General features: G+C 56.9%; 25 protein-coding genes and 1 pseudogene. 22 read left to right on the top strand and 4 right to left on the bottom strand.

Annotation, left to right across the window (positions count from 1 at the left end; all coding sequences use genetic code 11):
* Nucleotides 1-4 precede the first annotated feature (4 nt).
* Nucleotides 5-454 carry a translesion error-prone DNA polymerase V autoproteolytic subunit gene (gene umuD / locus CRO19_RS25180; RefSeq protein WP_097098561.1) on the bottom strand — a complete coding sequence of 150 codons (450 nt, stop codon included), beginning with the start codon at nt 452-454 and terminating at the stop codon, nt 5-7.
* A gap of 183 nt (nt 455-637) precedes the next feature.
* Nucleotides 638-892, bottom strand: a complete 255-nt coding sequence (locus CRO19_RS25175) for a helix-turn-helix domain-containing protein (protein ID WP_097098560.1) — start codon at nt 890-892, stop codon at nt 638-640.
* A gap of 404 nt (nt 893-1,296) precedes the next feature.
* Here CRO19_RS25175 and CRO19_RS25170 point away from each other — a divergent pair, with 404 nt between their 5' ends.
* Together CRO19_RS25170 and CRO19_RS25165 are read left to right on the top strand one after the other, a co-directional pair.
* Nucleotides 1,297-2,226 (top strand): DUF1281 domain-containing protein, encoded by a 930-nt coding sequence (locus tag CRO19_RS25170; protein ID WP_097098559.1) that lies wholly within the window; start codon nt 1,297-1,299, stop codon nt 2,224-2,226.
* A gap of 63 nt (nt 2,227-2,289) precedes the next feature.
* Entirely contained in the window at nt 2,290-2,496 is a 207-nt protein-coding gene (locus tag CRO19_RS25165) for a hypothetical protein (protein ID WP_320204574.1), read from the top strand.
* 68 nt (nt 2,497-2,564) lie between these two features.
* Here CRO19_RS25165 and CRO19_RS25160 read toward each other — a convergent pair whose 3' ends face one another.
* Nucleotides 2,565-2,735, bottom strand: coding sequence for a con-10 family general stress protein (locus tag CRO19_RS25160; RefSeq protein WP_097098557.1), 171 nt, complete (start codon nt 2,733-2,735; stop codon nt 2,565-2,567).
* Between the two features lie 883 nt (nt 2,736-3,618).
* Here CRO19_RS25160 and CRO19_RS25155 point away from each other — a divergent pair.
* From CRO19_RS25155 to CRO19_RS26505, 16 genes and pseudogenes are all read left to right on the top strand, one after another.
* On the top strand, nt 3,619-4,263 hold the full coding sequence (locus CRO19_RS25155) for a DNA methyltransferase (RefSeq protein WP_097098556.1): 645 nt from the start codon (nt 3,619-3,621) through the stop codon (nt 4,261-4,263).
* 17 nt (nt 4,264-4,280) lie between these two features.
* On the top strand, nt 4,281-4,514 hold the full coding sequence (locus CRO19_RS25150; RefSeq protein ID WP_097098555.1) for a YubE family protein: 234 nt from the start codon (nt 4,281-4,283) through the stop codon (nt 4,512-4,514).
* A 440-nt stretch (nt 4,515-4,954) separates the two neighbouring features.
* Nucleotides 4,955-5,392: an antirestriction protein gene (locus CRO19_RS25145; RefSeq protein ID WP_097098554.1), complete on the top strand. Its 438-nt coding sequence runs from the start codon at nt 4,955-4,957 to the stop codon at nt 5,390-5,392.
* Nucleotides 5,393-5,439: 47 nt separating this feature from the next.
* Nucleotides 5,440-5,853, top strand: a complete 414-nt coding sequence (locus CRO19_RS25140; RefSeq protein ID WP_097098553.1) for a DUF1380 family protein — start codon at nt 5,440-5,442, stop codon at nt 5,851-5,853.
* Nucleotides 5,854-6,615: 762 nt separating this feature from the next.
* Nucleotides 6,616-8,295: a DUF4942 domain-containing protein gene (locus CRO19_RS25130; protein WP_097098551.1), complete on the top strand. Its 1,680-nt coding sequence runs from the start codon at nt 6,616-6,618 to the stop codon at nt 8,293-8,295.
* Between the two features lie 93 nt (nt 8,296-8,388).
* On the top strand, nt 8,389-8,835 hold the full coding sequence (locus CRO19_RS25125) for a conjugation system SOS inhibitor PsiB family protein (RefSeq protein WP_097098550.1): 447 nt from the start codon (nt 8,389-8,391) through the stop codon (nt 8,833-8,835).
* Entirely contained in the window at nt 8,832-9,584 is a 753-nt protein-coding gene (locus CRO19_RS25120; RefSeq protein WP_097098549.1) for a plasmid SOS inhibition protein A, read from the top strand. The genes CRO19_RS25125 and CRO19_RS25120 overlap by 4 nt, the downstream gene beginning before the upstream one ends.
* 53 nt (nt 9,585-9,637) lie before the next feature.
* Nucleotides 9,638-9,982: a toxin gene (locus tag CRO19_RS25115; RefSeq protein WP_097098548.1), complete on the top strand. Its 345-nt coding sequence runs from the start codon at nt 9,638-9,640 to the stop codon at nt 9,980-9,982.
* On the top strand, nt 9,975-10,289 hold the full coding sequence (locus tag CRO19_RS25110) for a helix-turn-helix domain-containing protein (RefSeq protein WP_097098547.1): 315 nt from the start codon (nt 9,975-9,977) through the stop codon (nt 10,287-10,289). Before CRO19_RS25115 ends, CRO19_RS25110 begins: the two co-directional genes overlap by 8 nt.
* A gap of 81 nt (nt 10,290-10,370) precedes the next feature.
* Nucleotides 10,371-10,760: a hypothetical protein gene (locus CRO19_RS25105; RefSeq protein ID WP_097098546.1), complete on the top strand. Its 390-nt coding sequence runs from the start codon at nt 10,371-10,373 to the stop codon at nt 10,758-10,760.
* A 674-nt stretch (nt 10,761-11,434) separates the two neighbouring features.
* A pseudogene (locus CRO19_RS26410) lies at nt 11,435-11,686 on the top strand (DUF905 family protein); the annotation flags it as partial.
* Between the two features lie 391 nt (nt 11,687-12,077).
* Nucleotides 12,078-12,227, top strand: a complete 150-nt coding sequence (locus tag CRO19_RS25095; protein WP_045834345.1) for a hypothetical protein — start codon at nt 12,078-12,080, stop codon at nt 12,225-12,227.
* Nucleotides 12,224-12,796 (top strand): hypothetical protein, encoded by a 573-nt coding sequence (locus CRO19_RS25090; protein ID WP_097098544.1) that lies wholly within the window; start codon nt 12,224-12,226, stop codon nt 12,794-12,796. Before CRO19_RS25095 ends, CRO19_RS25090 begins: the two co-directional genes overlap by 4 nt.
* Before the next feature lie 87 nt (nt 12,797-12,883).
* Nucleotides 12,884-13,231, top strand: coding sequence for a hypothetical protein (locus CRO19_RS25085; protein ID WP_097098543.1), 348 nt, complete (start codon nt 12,884-12,886; stop codon nt 13,229-13,231).
* Nucleotides 13,232-13,236: 5 nt separating this feature from the next.
* Nucleotides 13,237-13,653 (top strand): hypothetical protein, encoded by a 417-nt coding sequence (locus CRO19_RS25080; protein WP_097098542.1) that lies wholly within the window; start codon nt 13,237-13,239, stop codon nt 13,651-13,653.
* A 63-nt stretch (nt 13,654-13,716) separates the two neighbouring features.
* A complete protein-coding gene (locus tag CRO19_RS26505; RefSeq protein ID WP_370659840.1) occupies nt 13,717-14,112 on the top strand; it encodes a DUF5983 family protein in 396 nt (131 codons plus the stop codon).
* A 42-nt stretch (nt 14,113-14,154) separates the two neighbouring features.
* Here the strand turns inward: CRO19_RS26505 and CRO19_RS25070 are convergent, their stop codons facing one another.
* The gene (locus CRO19_RS25070; protein WP_097098540.1) at nt 14,155-14,478 is read right to left on the bottom strand and encodes a DUF3368 domain-containing protein; all 324 of its coding nucleotides are present in this window, start codon (nt 14,476-14,478) and stop codon (nt 14,155-14,157) included.
* A gap of 242 nt (nt 14,479-14,720) precedes the next feature.
* Between CRO19_RS25070 and mobA the strand changes: the two genes are divergently transcribed.
* The 4 genes from mobA (at nt 14,721) to CRO19_RS25050 (ending at nt 18,095) form a co-directional block, all read left to right on the top strand.
* The gene (mobA, locus tag CRO19_RS25065; protein WP_097098539.1) at nt 14,721-15,062 is read left to right on the top strand and encodes a plasmid mobilization protein MobA; all 342 of its coding nucleotides are present in this window, start codon (nt 14,721-14,723) and stop codon (nt 15,060-15,062) included.
* A complete protein-coding gene (gene traI / locus CRO19_RS25060; RefSeq protein WP_097098538.1) occupies nt 15,062-17,023 on the top strand; it encodes a TraI/MobA(P) family conjugative relaxase in 1,962 nt (653 codons plus the stop codon). The genes mobA and traI overlap by 1 nt, the downstream gene beginning before the upstream one ends.
* Nucleotides 17,024-17,133: 110 nt before the next feature.
* Nucleotides 17,134-17,661, top strand: coding sequence for a hypothetical protein (locus tag CRO19_RS25055; protein ID WP_097098537.1), 528 nt, complete (start codon nt 17,134-17,136; stop codon nt 17,659-17,661).
* A gap of 227 nt (nt 17,662-17,888) precedes the next feature.
* Nucleotides 17,889-18,095 carry a TraY domain-containing protein gene (locus CRO19_RS25050; protein ID WP_097098536.1) on the top strand — a complete coding sequence of 69 codons (207 nt, stop codon included), beginning with the start codon at nt 17,889-17,891 and terminating at the stop codon, nt 18,093-18,095.
* The last annotated feature ends 276 nt before the right edge of the window (nt 18,096-18,371 follow it).

Genomic DNA, 18,371 nt, shown 5'->3' with positions numbered 1-18,371 from the left:
ATAGCTACCTCCGGCGCGCACGCGTGCTGTTAAAAAACCAGGTGACTACGCCAAGCAGCTGGAGTTCTTCCGGATAAATGACGGGGTAGGCCGGATTCATGGGCAGTAGTGCCAGGCGCGGTTGCAGCTGCAGGCGCTTGACGGTGAACTCGCCATCCACCTCTGCAATGACGATGTCGTGGTGCGCGGCCTCTTCTGCACGGTCTACCACCATGACGTCGCCATCAAACAGGCCGAGATCCTGCATGCTGCTGCCGCTGGCGCGTACGAAAAACGTCGATGCGCGCCGGCGGATGCACAGCTCGTTCAGGTCGAGCTCTTTTTCGACATAATCCTGTGCGGGGGAGGGGAAGCCAGCCGCGCAGGGCTCAGCATAAAGCGGCACGCGTATGCGAGGTGTAAAGAGGGGGGGCCAGAGCAGAGTCAGGTCCGGAGAACAGATAGCCGGTTTCATTGTGCAGTCCCCTGCAGATGGTTTGGCCATAAGTCGAGTGCTGTCTGTACGTCACGCATAAAAAATCCTCCTTAAACTAGTACTGTTTTTATATACAGTATTATTGAGGCGGATTTTTCTGGCAAGTATCCTTTGTCGAATGCACGTCGCTTAGAGTCTCATCTGCCTGAAAGGCGACCAGTTTTATTTTCCACAGACGTCGGCCGTCATTTCCCCGAGCATCTTCAGCAAGAGATCTTTGCTTATCTGATCGGACTTCAGTGCCGGCATGACGTTAATAAGTGACAACGTGAAGGTAGCCATTGCCACCGCCCGCTTCACGGTTTCGGCGTTTTCGTAGTCCTTGTAGGTGCGAAGGCTGACGCCCAGCTCTGTAGCGGCCTTTTCACGGCTCCACATCATCCCCTTGCGCCAGAGTCTCAGCTGCCATCCCGTCATGAGCATTCTCCTTACTGAAAGATCCAACCATAATATCGAGAAAAAGTGCAGAAATTGCACTTTTTACGGTTTTCTCTCCGCTGAGAATGAATTCTGTCGGACGTCGCTCTGCTCCGCTTCTTAACGGCGTCTTCGCTTCGCCTGACGCCGGCTGATCGCTTTAACACTCCTGCAGGGCTTCGCCTACTTAAACTGCACCGTGCCTTCACCTTAGCCGGGCGGCCTCGCCAACAAGGGAAGCTGCGCCGACATACTCACCCGTTCCCCGCCGTGCGCGGGACATTCAGTCCGCTCCGGCGGAGCGTGCGGCTTCCGTTGTCGCCCCTGTTTGCTCAGCTGTTTGCCCGGCTTCCGTGGCGGCACGGTGCAGATGGCACCGTGCAACCCTTAACGGAGGAGTCGACATGCCGAACTGGTGTGCCAACAGGCTGCGGGTCACAGGCCCGGAAGAGGAAGTATCGAAGGTGAAAACGCTGATGGAAGGGTGCGCTGGCGCGCCCGGATACGTGCGGGCTGCGGGGGAGGGGATCCAGCTTTTTCTGGCGGGCTGCGCCGGGCTGCTGCGCCCAACGACCGCAACGGAATATGCGCCTTATCCGGCACTGACCGTGACGGCGGGCAGCGATACGCCGGAAAACCACGCGTTTACGCAGTGGCTGGAACTGCTGCGCAGCGGCGCGGAGCTGACGCCGGAGACCTGCGAACGGCTGCACGATTTGTGGCTGGCCAGCGGTCTGCAACACATGACGTGGGCGTCCCTGACCGGAGAGCAGCAGACGGCGATCAGCGCGCTGTGGGAGAAAAAGAAGGGTGACTGGCACTGGACAATCAGCGGGCAGGCACTGACTGACAAATGGGACGGACTCTGCCTTGAAGAGGCGCTTCCCCTCAGATCCCTGCCGTTCGACATGCTGCAGCTGATCCCGCCGCGCCTGGATGCCGAAATCAACGGCTATAACGGCCGCCTGCTTGAGGGCGTACCGGACGGATTTACGGATACCGTGGACCGCTGCGGCACGAAGTGGCCACACGGGCACGACCTTAACCTGTCGTACTTCGCCGACACCACCTTTGACGCGGATTTTGATACGCCCTGGTCGCCGCCCTCGCCGGAGGTGCTGTGCGCCCTGACCGCACGTTACGGCGTCACCGCTGAGCACTGGTATGCCGAAGCAGGCTGCGACTACTGCGGATGGGCGACCTACTCAGGCGGCATTCAGCTGGATGAGCGCTGTGAGACGCTCGAGTGGAGTGAGGACGCGGATGATGACGGGTACCGGGACGTGACCGGCCCGGACTGGATTATCGACAACGTGGCCAGCTACGGCGGCTAAACCGGAGGCGGCGGGGCGACCCGCCGGATAGCAATGAGATCAATGACCGTACGGGAATTCAGGATGCGGCTGGCTGCAGTCGGCGATGACGAGCTGTGCTGCGGCACCTTCTGGCTGGCAGAGGATTTTCTGGCCATTAAACCCTCCCTGACGCCGCAGGAGATTGCGGCGGCCATGGAGTATGCCGAAGACCATCATGATGCGAACGAGGGCTTTAACTGGTGGCATCTGGAGCAGGCTATTGAGGCCGCCATGCTGCAGGAGGAGTAAGGAGGCCGGTCTGAGGGTAAGACTTCAGACCGGATTTATCGCAGCGGTGGAGCGCAGAACGTGCCACGTTATTTGCGACGGCTGATTTTTCCGCCCTTACGGCCTGCTTCCCGCGCGCGATCAGGGTCATTGCGGAAGTTGCCGCCACTCACCCTGCCCCCCTTGCTTCCGGCTTCTGCCGCGCGGGCACGGTCTGCTGCAAAGTTTCCGGCTCCCCCGCGTAATGGGTCAGTATTCATCGGTAAACTCCTTATTTAGTATCAGTTAAGCTTTAAATATAGCGTGATTACTAAAATTTTCAGGATCGCTATTCTTTTTTTTAAATTAAATTAATCTATGTAATACAGTTGGATAGGTGCTAACTCTGAATGTGGGCGGCTCTGTAGTCCTCCCTAAAATCATAAATAAACTTAAACTAAATCGTAGCGCGTACCCTGACTTTTCAGGAGTGAGCGATTAAACCGACTTCCCTGATGTAGTCATCCTCATATGACACCCGCTCCGGCGGGATTTTTTTTGCCCTTAGCAGTGCCACGGAATTTCAGACAAAAAAATACCCGCTCAGGGCGGGTGAAATTCGTTACAGAGAACAATCTTTTCACTCATTGTGACAGGTATTTCCGGGACTGGTTCAAAACGGCCGTTGCACCCTGGGGAACCGACCACCTTGTCCGGCGGCCTGTTTAGTGTTCCTGACTGTCGCAGGCTAACTTGATTTCAGCCCGTACGGGTCGGCGCGGTCGGACAACCTTAGCCGATACGCTGACTGGGCCTGAGGTGCGTTGCCTTAATCGGTTGTCAGTATCACCGCTCACCCGCCAACCTCCCGTTTCTCATTATTAAAAGGTTGTCGCTACGCTCCGCTTTCATGCCGTCTCCCGTCCTGCGGCCGGAAAACGGCGGGCGTAAAGTGCCGTGCCCTCACGGTAGCCGGGCGGCCTCGCAAACAAGGGAAGCTGTCGCCGACATCCTCACCCGTTCCCCGCCGTGCGCGGGACATTCAGTCCGCTCCGGCGGGGCGTGCGGCTTGCGGTGTCGCCCCTGTTTGCTCCGCTGTTCGCCCGTCTGTGTGGAGGTCACGGCACCACTACCGGTGCCCCCTTCATACACAGGAGCATCACTATGTCTCGATTCATGCACGGCGACAGCGTACAGGTTATGGGCGGCTTTCCGGACAAGAGTATTGATTTCATCCTCACCGATCCGCCTTACCTGGTTGGCTTTAAGGACCGTTCCGGCCGTTCAATTGCCAACGACGTGAACAGCGAGTGGGTGCAGCCGGCGAGCAACGAAATGTTCCGGGTGCTGAAAGACAACAGCCTGGCGGTGAGCTTCTACGGCTGGAACCGGATAGACATTTTTATGCAGGCGTGGAAGGCGGCGGGGTTCCGCGTGGTGGGCCACATCGTCTTCACCAAGCCTTACGCCTCAAAGTCTGCCTTTGTGGGCTACCAGCACGAAAGCGCCTACGTGCTGGCCAAAGGGCGTCCGGCGCTGCCGGCGAAGCCGCTGCCTGATGTGATGCCGTGGGAGTACACCGGCAACCGCCATCACCCGACCGAAAAGCCGGTCAGTGCCCTGCGGCCGCTGATTGAGACCTTCACGCAGCCCGGCGCCATTGTCCTGGATCCGTTTGCCGGCAGCGGTTCAACGTGCGTGGCCGCTCAGGCGTGCGGGCGCCGCTGGATTGGTATCGAGCTGATGGAGCAGTACCACGCCGCCGGCCTGCGCCGCCTGTATGCCCACCGCGACGCCCGCGCGGCCTGATGAAAGGAGATAACCCGATGAACGATCACACTATGCACCCTGACAACGATACCCTGGCGGCCGACATCGCCGACCTTGAGGAATCGCTGTACGAGTTTCACTTGCGCCTGCGCGACATGATTGCGCGCCAGCTCTGGCACGGCGCCAGCCGCGAACAGCGCATGACGGGCCTGCTGATCGAGGGGATCGATAACGACCTGGTTGAACTGTACCGCCGCGCGGCCGTGATACAGAAACACCTGAGGGCGTGACTGGTTAAAAAACGAACGCCACTCTGCACCCCTGCCGGCGCACGGCAGGGCCAGTTTTATCCACAGGGTTCCGGGGCGGATATGCACCCCGGATGTGGACAAGACAATATGGATGTTGCTGCGCGCCTCATTGATGCCGCCTGCGGCGGGGGGAATAAAAACCGTGCGGTCTGCGGCCGGTGCCGTGACTTCACTTTAGCCCGGCCGCTGCGTGTTCAAGAGCCGCAAGCTCGTCTCCTCCCCCGTTCGCACTCTCTCCGGCGCGCTTACTCCCGTCGCGCCTCCGCTCATGCTTCGCGTCTGCGCCGTCCGTAATCCCGCCTCCGTTCGCTTGCGCTGCGGCCTCGTCACCGCTCCTGAACACTCCGCTTTTCGCCGGGCTGTCATTCAGTCACGGCACAGGCCGGAACTGTTCACCACCCTGACTGCGGAGATTTCTGATGAATACTGCCACCCCTGCTTTTGAGTCCGCGCGCGTCCTTGACGGCTACGTGCGTCTGCGTTTCCTGCCCGTGCTGTTCGGCGATGATTTTATGCGCGCCGAAAACAACGTGTACCTGTACGCCGATCGTTACCTTGCGGACTACGACGGCGGCGTGTGGGACTTCGCGCTGCTGCCGTCCGGCGGTGGCTTCATGAAGCCCGCAGCGGAGGAAACCTGGCGTTTCGTTAACCCGGCAAATCACAGCGACGTGCGCCTGAGCAGCGAGGCGGCGGGCATCGTGATCACCTCTCTGGTGCTGAACCACCGCAGCTGGATGTATGACCGCCATGATGACACGGAGCTGTGTGCGCTTTACTGCCGCCGCCACCGCCAGCTGACCGACTATGCCTTTGCCCACCCCGAAGCCGCCGCGATTTTTGCCGCGCTGGACTGATTAACCCACGGGGCGGCACAGGCCGCCCCGTTAACAGGAGAAAAAACATGATGCACGGTAACGTTAAAGAGGTGTGCACCCATCTGCTGGAGTCATTCGGTGAAGACAGCCCGGTTGCTGTACTGGTCTGGACGCTGGAAGACGTGCTGGAAAGCGCGGAGTGCATGGATATCACAGAAAAAGAGGCGGGTAGGGTGCTGGAGTTCATCGCAGAGGATGGCGACCACCGCCGCTATGGAATCGGGCGGGACGAGGTAAGGGAAATGCTGACAAACCTGCGCGAGGAGGAAGCGCAGGCGCGGGAAGTCACCGTGTCCGCCAGCGCGCTGGCACAGGTGCTGCGCGTGGCGGGCGATTATATGCGGCTTGAGGATGCGCAGGGCGGAGAGGGAACGGCGGTTCGCCTCTGGCCAGAGGAACATGAGGCCATCAGAACGGTTATCGCGGCACTGGAAAAATAAGCCGGGGCAGGGCAGGGAAGCCCGGCGCCCCTTTCCGGCCGAAAAACCTTCCTGTCGCCCGCGGCGACCGGCGGGAGGAGGCGCCTCCGGCGCCCGCTTCCGCGCCTGTATGCATCTGAGTTGTCCAGTCAAAATGTGGAAGTTTTATGCGGGGAAAAGCCATTTCCATCGAAAACTGCCCAGATATAACGATTTTTTGTGGGTTTTATGTCGCCAAATCCAAATCCAAATCCAAATCCAAATCCAAATCCGAAGCCTGCCCCCCTTCGGCTCCCCGGCAAGCCGGGTCGTCGAGCCCTACTGCGCTAACCGGCAAAGCCGGTAAGCTCCGCCGGAACGCGAAAGGCCGCGCTCCGTGCCTGACGGCTAGGGTCTGATGGCTGAAGTCAACGGCTGCTGCCGGCTTCGCCGTCGCTTTCACCGTCCCGGCAAACCCCGCCGGGACTTCAGGGCCAGCCCGCGGGGCGGTCTGCAACGTTCCTTCTGACGCTTCCCTGCGTTCCGGCCAGCCCTTGCGCGGAGGGCTGGTCGTAGCACCGCCGGTTCAGGCAGAAAGGGGTTAAATGCACTCCGGCAAAAACTTTTTGCGAAAGGGCTACAAAAACTTTTTGCCTCCGCCCCTTTATACCCTCTCTTCGTCGTTGCTACTTGGCCCTTGCCGCGAAAGGCCAGACCGGAAAGAAGAAACCCGCGTCAGAGAAGGTCTTTTTCGGGTCCGCAGCGCGAGCTGCACTTACTCAGCCGGATTTAAGGAGCCATACCATGCAAAACACACTCGTAAACGTCACCTCTGATGCGACCACCGAACGCGCGCCGATCTCCGCTGGCGGTGAAGTGATTTCAGATACCTTTTTTGCGCCTGTTGAAACCGACCTCATTGACGGCCTGCTGGGCCGCTATGGACATATGCACGCAAAATTAAAAAATATCTCGGCCACAATTCGCGAAGGTGAGAACGGCGAGGCGGTGGAGTATTTTCTGCGCGGCAACGTGCGCGATTCCCGTCTGAATATGCAGCCCGTGCGCGTGGTGTTTGACCTGCCCGGCGCTGTTGCGTCACTGAATGCGGATTTCTGGCAGAAGGCGCTGAACCTGACCGACGTTTACGAGTACATGCCTAACGACCGTCGCAACGACTGGAACGAGCAGATCCGCGAAATGAAAACGCCGGAGTTTGAAGAAAATGCCGTGCGCGCGACGCTCTCCGAATTGCTTTTCTCACGTCAGAAATTTTTCTCCGAGCGCGTTGACGGTATTTTCCGCTGCCTGTCACGCAGCCACGTGACCAACCGGCCGGAAGGCTTCAGCAAGCGCATGATTATCGAATGCATGTTCGATCAGTGGGGCATGTGCAACTACGACCGCACCGGCTATGTGGACGACCTGCGTAAGGTGATCGCGAAGTTTATGGGGCGCGACGCGACCGGCCTGAACACGACCAACCAAATTCTGACCATCGCGCGCGACCGTTCGGGGGAGTGGGTTGCCATCGACGGCGGTGCGCTGCGCGTCAAAACCTTCCAGAAAGGCACCATTCATCTTGAAATTCATCCGGACATGGCCTGGCGTCTGAATGAGATTCTGGCCTTCCTGCATCCGGCGGCCATCCCGGCGGAGCACCGCCAGAAACCGCGCACGAAGCAGAAAAACTATGAGCTGCAAACTAATCTGCTGCCGTTTTCCGTTCTGAGCGTGCTCAGCGACCTGGAGACAGAGCGCACAGAGCCACTGCAGCGTAACCGCTGGGAAGAGCCACGCCCACCAGTCACAACGAATCCATTTAACCGCCGCGTTAAGGGCTATTCGGACGAAAACAAGGCAGCACGCGCGGAAGCCGAAAAAGTGCTGATGAGCCTGGGCGGCGTAAAAAAGAATATCAACGCCTTTACCTGGTTTGAATTCGATTACGACCCGACCACGGCACTTGAAGATATTCAGCTTTCCGGCGCGCTGCCGGAACAGAAATCGCACCAGTTTTACCCGACCACGGGCGAACTCGCCGCGCAGCTGCTTGACGAGGCGGACATCCGCGAGGGTGAAACCTGCCTGGAGCCGAGCGCGGGCATGGGCGGACTGGCCGACCTGATGCCGCAGGCGCATACAACCTGCGTGGAAATTTCGCCGCTGCACTGCCGCGTACTGGAGGCCAAAGGCCACAACGTGATCGAAGCCGATTTTCTGGCGTGGGCATCGGTGACCGATCAGCGGTTCGATGTTGTCGTGATGAATCCGCCATTCAGCGAAGGCCGCGCCGTGGCGCACCTGAACGCGGCGGCGGCGCTGGTGAAGGACGGCGGACGCCTGGCGGCCATCCTGCCCGCAGGCAGCGACCGCAAAGATCTTCTGCCGGGCTGGGACTGCAGCTGGTCCGCGCCGATGGAGGGTATGTTTGCGGGAACCGGGGCTTGTGTGGTGCGCCTCATGGCGTACAAGCCGGAATAAACCCGGCCCGGCTGGCAGGGGCGACCCTGCCGGACACCGCACCGGCCCGCTAAACGGGCCGGAAAACTGAACCCCGAGACAGAGCAGAACATCATGACCCAGGAAGAAAAATTCACGCTTAACACCCTGCAGACCTTCACCGGCTGCGATTTTGAAGCCTACCGCAACCGGGGCGAAGCCTTTCGCCAGCGCCTGAGCGGTGCCGTGCTGAACGCGCTGCAGCTGACGGACAGCTGGCGCACAGACTGCGAGATGCGCGGCGAGTGGGGCGGAGCCTATCCCGTACACCTGCGGCTGACCCGCGCCGATGCGCCCGGGCTTGCCGTTGAGCTGGCCAGCCCGTCACCCGATTCGCCGCTGTGGTGCGCAGTGCTGACTGATGCCCGCACCCGGTCGCGCATCTCGCTGAGCGTCAGCTATCACTTTGAACCTGCAACGCTTCGCAGCACGCTTGAAAAAATCGCAGAGTACACGCGGGCGGGCTTCACCGGTGCCGGTGAGCTGGTCGCCGCGCTTCGGATGGGAGGGCACGCCGCATGATCCCGAACTCACTCTCTCTGGTCACCCTGCTGCCGGAACGTCAGGCCGCCCTGCAGGCCATCGCAGCGGTTGAGCACGCGCAGCAGCGTGGGACGCGGCTGGCCCGCTATCCCTACGCCGCCGCGTTTATGAAGCAGCTGAGCGGCAGCGGCCGCGTCAGCGTCCAGGCACTGAACCGCATCCGGGGCATTTACCTGCGCCCGCGTGAAAAACGCGCGCCGCTACCGGAGTGGGAAGGGGCTCTGGATATTTTCCTCAGCACTGCGGGCGAAGTGTGCCCGCTGCCGCTGCCGGGCGAGCTGGCCACAACGCTGTTTCCGGAGGCCGTTTTCCGCCGGGCAGAACGTGCAAAACACGCTGCAGATAAGTCCGTCAGCCACGCGGCGCGGCGGGAATGGCAGGCGGCCGACTATCAGGAGCGCCAGCTGGAGAACCGCATCCGGCAGGCTGAAACCGAGCTGGCTTTCCGCACGCCGGACACGCTGCGCGGCTGGTTCGTCGCCTGGTGTGACAGCGTGCCGGAAAACGACCTGAAGAACATGATCGCCGCGTGGGCGCGGCGCTTTCCGTCACTGAACGGCCTGGAAACGCTGCAGCCGTACGCCGGAGATGTTGCCTGTGAAGTGGCTGGAGAAATTCACCTGCGATCGCTGCACATGGACAGCGAACAGAAGGACATGAACCGCTGGCTGGTACCAAACAAGCTGACGGCCCATGCTGAGACTTTACTCTTTGATGATAAGGATTGAACTATCCCCAACTTGAGGATAGAATGTCCTCAAGTTGGGGATAGGAACTAACCATGCACGCGCTATTTATTGAGCTTTCCACTTTCCAGAAATACAGGGCTGACTACCTGAACGATGATCAGTTCAGGCTATTTCAGAACATGCTGCTGGCCGACCCGGAAAAAGGTGATGTGATCCCGGATACTGGCGGCCTGCGAAAGGTCCGCTTCCGGGATGAGCGACGAAACAAAGGCAGCCGGGGCGGGATCAGGGTTATCTATTACTGGACCAATGAAAAAGGCCAGTTCATCCTGTTCACCATCTACGATAAAGATCAGCGTGACGATCTGACGAAACAGCAGCGCGACGCCCTGGCGGAGGCGCTGAACGTAATTAAAAAGGGGCTGAGACATGACTGAACGCGACATTTTCAGTGAGCTGATGACGGGTATGCAGGAGCTGAAAGATCACCAGGACGGAAAAATCACGCTCAAAACTTACAAGGTCAGCAAGCGCGCGCCCGTCACCATCGCGCCGCAGGAGCTGCGCGACGTGCGCGAAAAACTTAACCTGTCACAGGCGGTCTTCGCACACTATCTTCACACGGGCGAGTCCACCTATCAGAACTGGGAGCAGGGCAGAGCTAAGCCGAATGCTCAGGCCGTCCTGCTGATCCGCATGGTTCAGCAGAATCCGGAGACGTTGCGGACACTCGCGCAGCTGTAAGGCGGATCCATACGACATCCACAACACTCGCATAACTTAATATCAGCGCTGCCTGACTGCTCGGCGCATGAGGAAACGATAATGAGTTTTTTAATGCTGGGTTCCCTGCTGAGCCTGGGTTATGCGCTGGCCTTCCAGTTCTTTGTGCCGGGCGAGATAAGCAGCCTGACATACTGGTGCGGCTACGCGATGTGTTTCGTGCTGGCGCGCCTGCTGGCCTCGAAACACCCGCAGCCTGCAGGTGACTTAATAGTGATTAAACTCCTTGCACTGGCTGTACCGGCAGGCGGCGTGTTTCTGTGCGTGTGGGGCGGAATGAACTTGCTGGCTGACCCGGCGGCGGGCGGGCAGGAAGGCGCTGACATGCTGTACTCTGCCCACGGGCGGCTACTGCCGCTTTTGTCCATGATTATGGGTGCGGTCATCGTTGCGGTTGCGCTGTACCGCATCAGGTCGCGTGCGCAGGGATAAACTCCGCGACTCTGCAGGTAAAAACCCGGTGCTGACGCACCGGCTATTTTCCTTCGCGGACGCTTCCTCATGTGATACAGACATCCCTCTGTCTTGCTCTCTTTGCTCCTGCAGTTGTGCTTAAGCCATTTCCCTCCTGAAAGAATACACACCCGCAGGTCACGGGCCATGGCCCCCTTCGGCTCCCCGGCAAGCCGGGTCGTCGAGCCCTACTGCGCTAACCGGCAAAGCCGGTAAGCTCCGCCGGAACGCGAAAGGCCGCGCTCCGTGCCTGACGGCTAGGGTCTGATGGCTGAGGTCAACGGCTGCTGCCGGCTTCGCCGTCGCTTTCACCGTCCCGGCAAACCCCGCCGGGACTTCAGGGCCAGCCCGCGGGGCGGTCTGCAACGTCCCTTCTGACGCTTCCCTGCGTTCCGGCCAGCCCTTGCGCGGAGGGCTGGTCGTAGCACCGCCGGTTCAGGCAGAAAGGGGTTAAATGCACTCCGGCAAAAACTTTTTGCGAAAGGGCCACAAAAACTTTTTGCCTCCGCCCCTTTATGCCTTCACTTCGACGTTGCTCCTTTGCCCTTTGCCGCGAAAGGCCAGACCGGAAAGAAGAAACCCGCGTCAGAGAAGGGCTTTTCAGGCACCGCGCGGCGGTCAGCCGGATCATTAATTTCAGACAGGAGCACATCATGATTTCAACCCAGACGGGCACCACCACCGAACTGCGCTGCGTAGCGGCGCTGGGCAACGGCACTTTTACGCGCGACCAGGCGATGAACGTAACAGCCGCTTTCAGCAACGTCTTCATTGAGGACGATCAGGGCACTCACTTCCGCCTGGTCGTACGCGAGCCGTCGGGCTGCCTTATCTGGCGAGCGTTTAACTTTGAAGCAGAAGCTGGCCGCGGGCTTCGTACTGACATCAACCGCAGCGGTGTGCGTAAGACGCTGCATGACCGTCTGGAATCACTGACCGGACTGAACGATAAGACGCTGGCGCTCAGCGTGCGCCGTGAGTTTTTCTGGTTTGAATTGCATGACTTGGCAAAGGCCGTGAGGGTTCAGGCGATGAATGTGCCTGAGTCTACCCTGCCTGCTGACGTTCTGGAGGTCTGGACAAAAGCCGGTCATCTGGCACTGAACCATTTCGGAGAGCAAGGCGAGAAAGCGTGGATGAACGCCAGCCAGTGGCTGGCCGAAGAACTGAAGAAGGATAGCGCGGCAGAAACAGCCGCCGTTCAGGCGTAAAAAAAGCAGGGTAGCCCCTGCTTCATTCACGGCGGCCAGTCCCACCTGGCTGCCTCATCAAAGACCAGACTCTCTGGAGAGCAATATGATTTTTGACCCGCAAATCCTCGCACAGGCAACGGCATTTGTAAAAGCTTTCAACAGCGGACGTGGTGTGCGCGTACCGAAAATGACCTTTAACCAGTGGCCACACTTCATGCGCGCCGTACGTCAGCAGCTGGAGGTACAGGCATGAGCATCGCAACGCCCCTGAATTTACCTTTCGCGCTGGCACCCGTGACGCAGAACGACATCATCCGCGTGCTGGGCGAATATGCCTTTATCCGCCTGGATAACGGCGACGAAGCGTTTTATCACCACGGCAACTGGATCACCGGCGCAGACGCGAGCTGCGGTGAGCCTTCCGTATTAGGGCTGGCGCAGAGCATGGCGCGCGCGGGGTGTAAGTCCCTGCGCTCCGTCGAACTGCCTGTCCCGGATGATAAGGAGTGGAGCTGGGACGATGTGGTGACGCAGCTGGTGCGCGCGTCATTTACGCGTCAGGTGCGCGGCGAACTGATCGTAACGGTAAGCGACAATAACCGACATGGTCGCGGCGTGCACGTGTGCTCCGATCCGCTGCTGAGCGGAATGAACAATAACCTCTGGTTTCCTTTGAACGCGGCAGAAGACTGGCACGCAGGCATCGAGCGTGTGCTGACCATGAACGGCGTAGCGGAAAACGTGGTGCGGCTGGAGCCACTGCGAGACAGTCCCGAATACACCGATTTTAAGGTGATTTATAACCGGAAAATTTGCGCCTGATGCGCAGAGGGGCCGGAGAAAATCCGGCCTCATGACGTTGTTTTTCTGTCCCGTTCTGAGCGTCACAGCATTAAAGAGGTCTTCACAATGAAATCCGAATCTATCAACTCACTGACCGCTTCACCGTCAGAAGAAACGTTCAGCATCCTTGATTTACAGGCGCTGTCACAGCGGGCAGAAGCTTCTGAAGAGGGGAACGATAACGCCCGCCGCATCAGCCTGGCGGCATCCGCACTATTGGACTTCGCGGACCAGACGGGGATCGGAGACAGCACCGAACCGGCAGAGACCGCCGTCACCGACCTTCTGACAGACCTTATGCACCTGTGCGCACACTGCTGGCCGGATGATGGTGAAATCTCCTTTGAAAGCGCGCTGAATACCGCCCGTATGCACTTCGCAGCGGAATCCGATGAACATGCTAAGTGGGACTAAATAAAATGAATTTGACCATCACAGATATTTCGGAAGGCATGAACAGTTCTCACGAAGGATATGCGGATCTGGTTGCTGAGTCTGTTTCCTTCAGCCTCGGCCGCCCGCTAACAAATGAGGAATACACGCAAATCTATAGCATCACCGAACGCGCCATCTCTGATGCGGTTCAGCAGCTCGAAAACAGCGAAACTGAGGAAGATAAACCTCTCACGCAGGAGCAGTTCAATGACCTTGCTGACTACATTTGTCACTGGGGTGTATTCACCGGACCGGGGGGCATTCAGGGGCATGAGTTTCAGGAACTGACCGTCATTGATGAGCCTACCGACGAACCGGAAGGGCGTAAAATTTACGTCGGTGTTCGTTACCCGTTAGCGGTATATGACTTTGACACCGGATTTACGGTTCTTCGCTGCTAACGGGAAAAACAACGTTACCGTGAGTGGGAGAAAAACCAAGCCTGCTCACGAATTAGAACCGAAATGAACTTCACACAATATCGGGGACCGTCATTCATACGGTATGCACAAATGACTTCATTAAATGATATTCAATGCCAGCCAAATGAACCGGAAATCTGTCGCTGCGCGGTTATCAGTAATGCACACATGACGCAGGCTGATTCTGAAATTCTGGATTCACTGTCGCCCTGGCTGAGCGGTGAAGAGGGGGTCTGTCACTGGATACATCCCACGCGGTACGGATTTCTGCTCCGCCTGTCAGCGAGTTCTGACGCGATTAAGGAACTCAGGAGGGCGGGGCTGTCTGATGACTTCTGTCACGTTGTCACCTTTCTGTCTGAAAAGTGCCAGGCTTCGATGATTCACTTCGACGCTGATGCTGACCTTCTTGAAGGATTCAGCGTACATAACTGGTAAAAAATAATTCCGGCAGGCACTCATTAAACCTGCCGGAATTCTTCATGATGCAGGCTGATTGTCCTGCGGCGTGGTTTTCTGCTGTACTGCCTCCGCCTTACGCGGAGTCCGTTTTTTCTTTCCACTTCCCTCGTTCACCACAGCGGAAATCGCCTTCTCACTGAAACGGAATTCCATGGCATCCAGCGCCGACTTAATATCCGTAACCGTGTAACCTTTCTCTTTCGCCAGCACCAGAATGGTGTCCTTCAGATTTTCCAGCGCCGCTTCTCTGGTGATGCGCTGAGGCGTCAAATCCGGGAGATTTTCCAGCTTCCTGCGCGCCTCATCCAGCTGCTCCTGCGTGAAAACATTACGTACCGCCATCTTATTTCTTCCTTCAGAATGGTAAAAACACGATTTTGCTGGATTTGCACCACTATTTCCACCCCCATCACCTCCCATGACGCTGGTTTACTTCTAAGCAGCTAAGTGGCAAAATACAAATAGTTGATTAAAAGATGGGACAGGAAATGTTTTGTCATTACCGCCTGCACGCAGACGGTAACGCCAAAACGACCTGCTCAGGGCTCCGCCCCGAGACCCGGGTAATGTGCCAAGGTTGAGTTATGTCGAAAAGTGAAAAGCGTCAGAAGAACACATTGATCCAGCTTCGCTGTACGGAAGCTGAGGCTGATGCCATTAAAAAGAAGGCCATCGCCGCAGGCCTGACGACCTCTGAATACCTGCGCCGTACGGCATTGAATCGCCGCATTACCGTGCGTACCGATATTCGCATGATGAATGAGCTGCTGCGTCTGGGTGGCCTGCAGAAACACCTTTACACCCAGATGCAGGCGAACATGACCACCGAACTCAGCCACCAGTTTTCTGAGGTGCTGGCCAGCATCAAGCACGCCATTAACGCGCTGGACATGACGCCGGTTCCCGTTGAGGACATGAAAAACTAATGAATGTGATCATCCCGCCGAAGCGTCGCGATAAGAAGACCAGCTTTAAAAAGCTGGTCAGCTACGTGAGCACGCGCGAGGAAAAGAAACCGGGTGAAGCCGTGACGCACGAAGCGGCCCATACCTCGGGAACTGAGTATGTCGCCACGCCGGGATTTGGTCAGCTGGTTGATTACGTCGGCCGTAAGCGCGCAACACCTGTTACCGAGATCGTCAGCATTTCACCCGAGGGCATTCAGCGCGTGCTCTCCGGTGAAGTGCTGTGTGAAACCAACTGCTTCTCACTGGATACCGCTGCGTCAGAAATGAACCTGACGGCCTCGCAGAACCGCCACTGCAAAGACGCGGTTTATCACTTTATCCTGTCCTGGCAGAGCGACGAAGATCCGTCACCCGATGCGGTATTCCGCTCAGTGCGTTACAGCCTCAAGCAGCTGGGTATGGAAGAACATCAGTACGTGGCCGCCATTCACCGCGACACGGACAATATCCACTGTCACGTATCAGCTAACCGCGTTCACCCGGCCACGTTCCGCGCGCAAAACATGTGGAACGACGCCGACGAACTGCAGAAGTGCTGCCGCGTGCTGGAGCGCGAGCTCGGCTTTAAAGTTGATAACGGCAGCTGGCATATGGATGCGTATGGTGATCTTCACCGTACCCGTCGCGATATGCCCTCTGCTCCACGCGGTGCGGCTAAGCGTGAAATCTTCTCAGATAAAGAAAGCCTGCATGGCTATGCTGTACGCGAAACCCGTCAGATTCTTTCTGACGTGATTGCTCAGGACAAAATGAGCTGGGACCGCCTTCATAATATTCTCTATACCCGCGGGCTGGGATTACGCGAGCAGAACGGTGGCCTTGCCGTATACGATCTGATGAACCCGGAAGGCGTCAGCGTGAAAGCTTCAGACGTTCATCCGGACATCAGCCTGACCTCAATGGTCAGTCAGCACGGCAAGTATCAACCAGCCCCGCCCGTTTATAATCCTGACCGTCCTGAAGACGGCATGCTGGACATGCAGAACTGTTACCTGCCTCAGTTGCACGTGCGTGATCAGGAAGCTCGTCGTGAACGTCGCGAAGCCCGAGCGATAGCGCGAGACATTCTGCGTGCGCGCTATGAGGCTTATCGTAACGGCTGGGAAAAACCTGACCTGCGAGCAGGTGAGCGGTTCCGTCAGATTGCCTCCCACTGCGTGGTGGCCAAAGCCCACGTCCGTGAAAGCGTGAGGGATCCGCTGATGCGCAAACTGATGTACCGCGTTGCCGAGTTTGAAAAGATGAAGGCCATGGCCGAACTGCGCCTGCAGCTGCGACAAGAACGCCAGACTCTGAAAGAGACCGGAGAAAACCGGCCGCTGAGCTGGAAGTCATGGGTTGAACGTGAAGCGGTGAAAGGCGATGCGGCCGCACTAAGTCAGATGCGTGGCTGGGCTTATCGTGAGAAACGCGCTGCCCGTCAACAGAAAACTGCGTGGCCGGAACCTAATGCCGTTATTCATTATGGCCCGGGTGATGATGTGCCAACGTTTAAATCGAGCGAACATGAGACGCGACTCCTGCGTGATGGAACGGTCAGCTATCTTCGCGACGGTAAACCAGCCGTCACAGACTTTGGTGACAGAGTCGAAGTCTACCCTGCACCTGACAGCAAGTCGGATCGTTTCAATAATGACCTTGCGGCTGAGCTGACTGCCTGGCGCAGTGGAGATAACACGGTTCTGAGCGGCGAACAAAAGGCCATTAACCGCGTACTGTACTCGGGCGTGGTGAGAAACCTTACTAAAGATAACGGGCGTGTATTTAAGGTGAGCGATCCTAAGCTGATGGCCAGCGTACATGCGACTGAAGAAAGCCTGCGCAATCGTGATGTTCAGCCGGAGCTGAAACAGGCCGAACCTCAACACCGGGACGATGAAAATGTGCGTCCTGTATACAGAGATTTACCACGACCATAGGGAGATTAACAGAAGAGACATAAGCCAAACGGAAGTACTTAGTCGCTGATTGCACAGGGTTGAAGGCCTGTACAACCAGCTAACCATAACAACCTTACAGGGAGGCTGCCATGGCTGCCGAGGATCCTATTGTATATGCACAATTGTGCAAGCTATTTCCTGCGCTCACACCCAAGCAGGCACTAAATCTTTGTTATTATTCATTGGGCTCTAACTATGAGGGGGTATCCAGCCTTACTGATTCCACCCCGGCTGCATCAAAAAAATCTCTTGAGTCAATTCAAAAGTATTTTGATGTAAGGTCCCTCACAGATCTCAAAAGTGAATTCTGGGCCAGGTTCTTTACTCATCAGATTAATAAGAAATACAGCTGGACTGATGCTCATTCTTTAAAAGTATTGGGGGCTGATAATGTTTCTTCATTGCTTCCCCTTTTTCCCGAACTGACACGTGACCTTCTCATTAACACTATCTTCCATTACTTCGGCTATTCAATGAATGATATTGCTTTATCAAGGGGCATTAGCGCTACGCATGCTGAAATTTCAGTGCATGAAGCGATGTCTGCTTTAGGCGCAGGATCTGATCAGCTACTCAGGACGGTAATATCAAGTCGTTTTATGGGCGATTTGTGTTAGTTAAACTTTCATAACGTTAGGTGATTTTTTTTAAAAAAATGCAGAAATAATATTTCTGCATTTGTTTTTTTATCCAAATGAAAAATAAGGGTTTTTTATACTTTCTAACATTAAATTAATACTGTTTATCCATCCAGTAACTTTTTAGGTAGTTTTCAAATTAGGACCAATCCTATTTAATGGCGACCACTTACTTAAAGCTTACAAAACACATACACGGAGTTGACATGGCAGCCCCTAAAAACCATAAAGGCATCGCAATCATGCTGTACATGTCTACGGAACTGAACGAAAAGCTATCCGCTTCAGCTAAGAAGTCCGGCCGCTCGAAAGTCACAGAAGCGATGTTCCGTTTAGAAGACCATCTTAATTTGTTTGAATCGATCGCCACACCAGGGCAACGTTTTGCTGCCGGAACTGGCAGCAAAGACTAATAAATTATCTGAGCCGGCTCATTAATTGCCGGCACTCATCTCTGATGAATTATGCGCATCCGCGCAGGGCTTCTTTTTGCCCGAAAACCGCCTCCGCTCTTTAACAATGTGCCCGAAACCCTGATCTCAAGGTCCTCTCTTGCCGGCATGCAGTTTTGGTGCGCGGAAGACGTCCGGAGGCTATGTCATGGCCAGAATCACATCAGGGGAACCCAAAGCAATACGGGGCAGGTTATAAGCGACTGAGGCATGCATTTCAGGTCGCTTATTTCGCTG

Source organism: Candidatus Pantoea floridensis (genome assembly GCF_900215435.1).
Taxonomy (GTDB): Bacteria; Pseudomonadota; Gammaproteobacteria; order Enterobacterales; family Enterobacteriaceae; genus Pantoea; species Pantoea floridensis.
The sequence above is the reverse complement of the archived record's forward strand: the minus strand, read 5'-3'. Positions and strand labels throughout refer to the sequence as shown.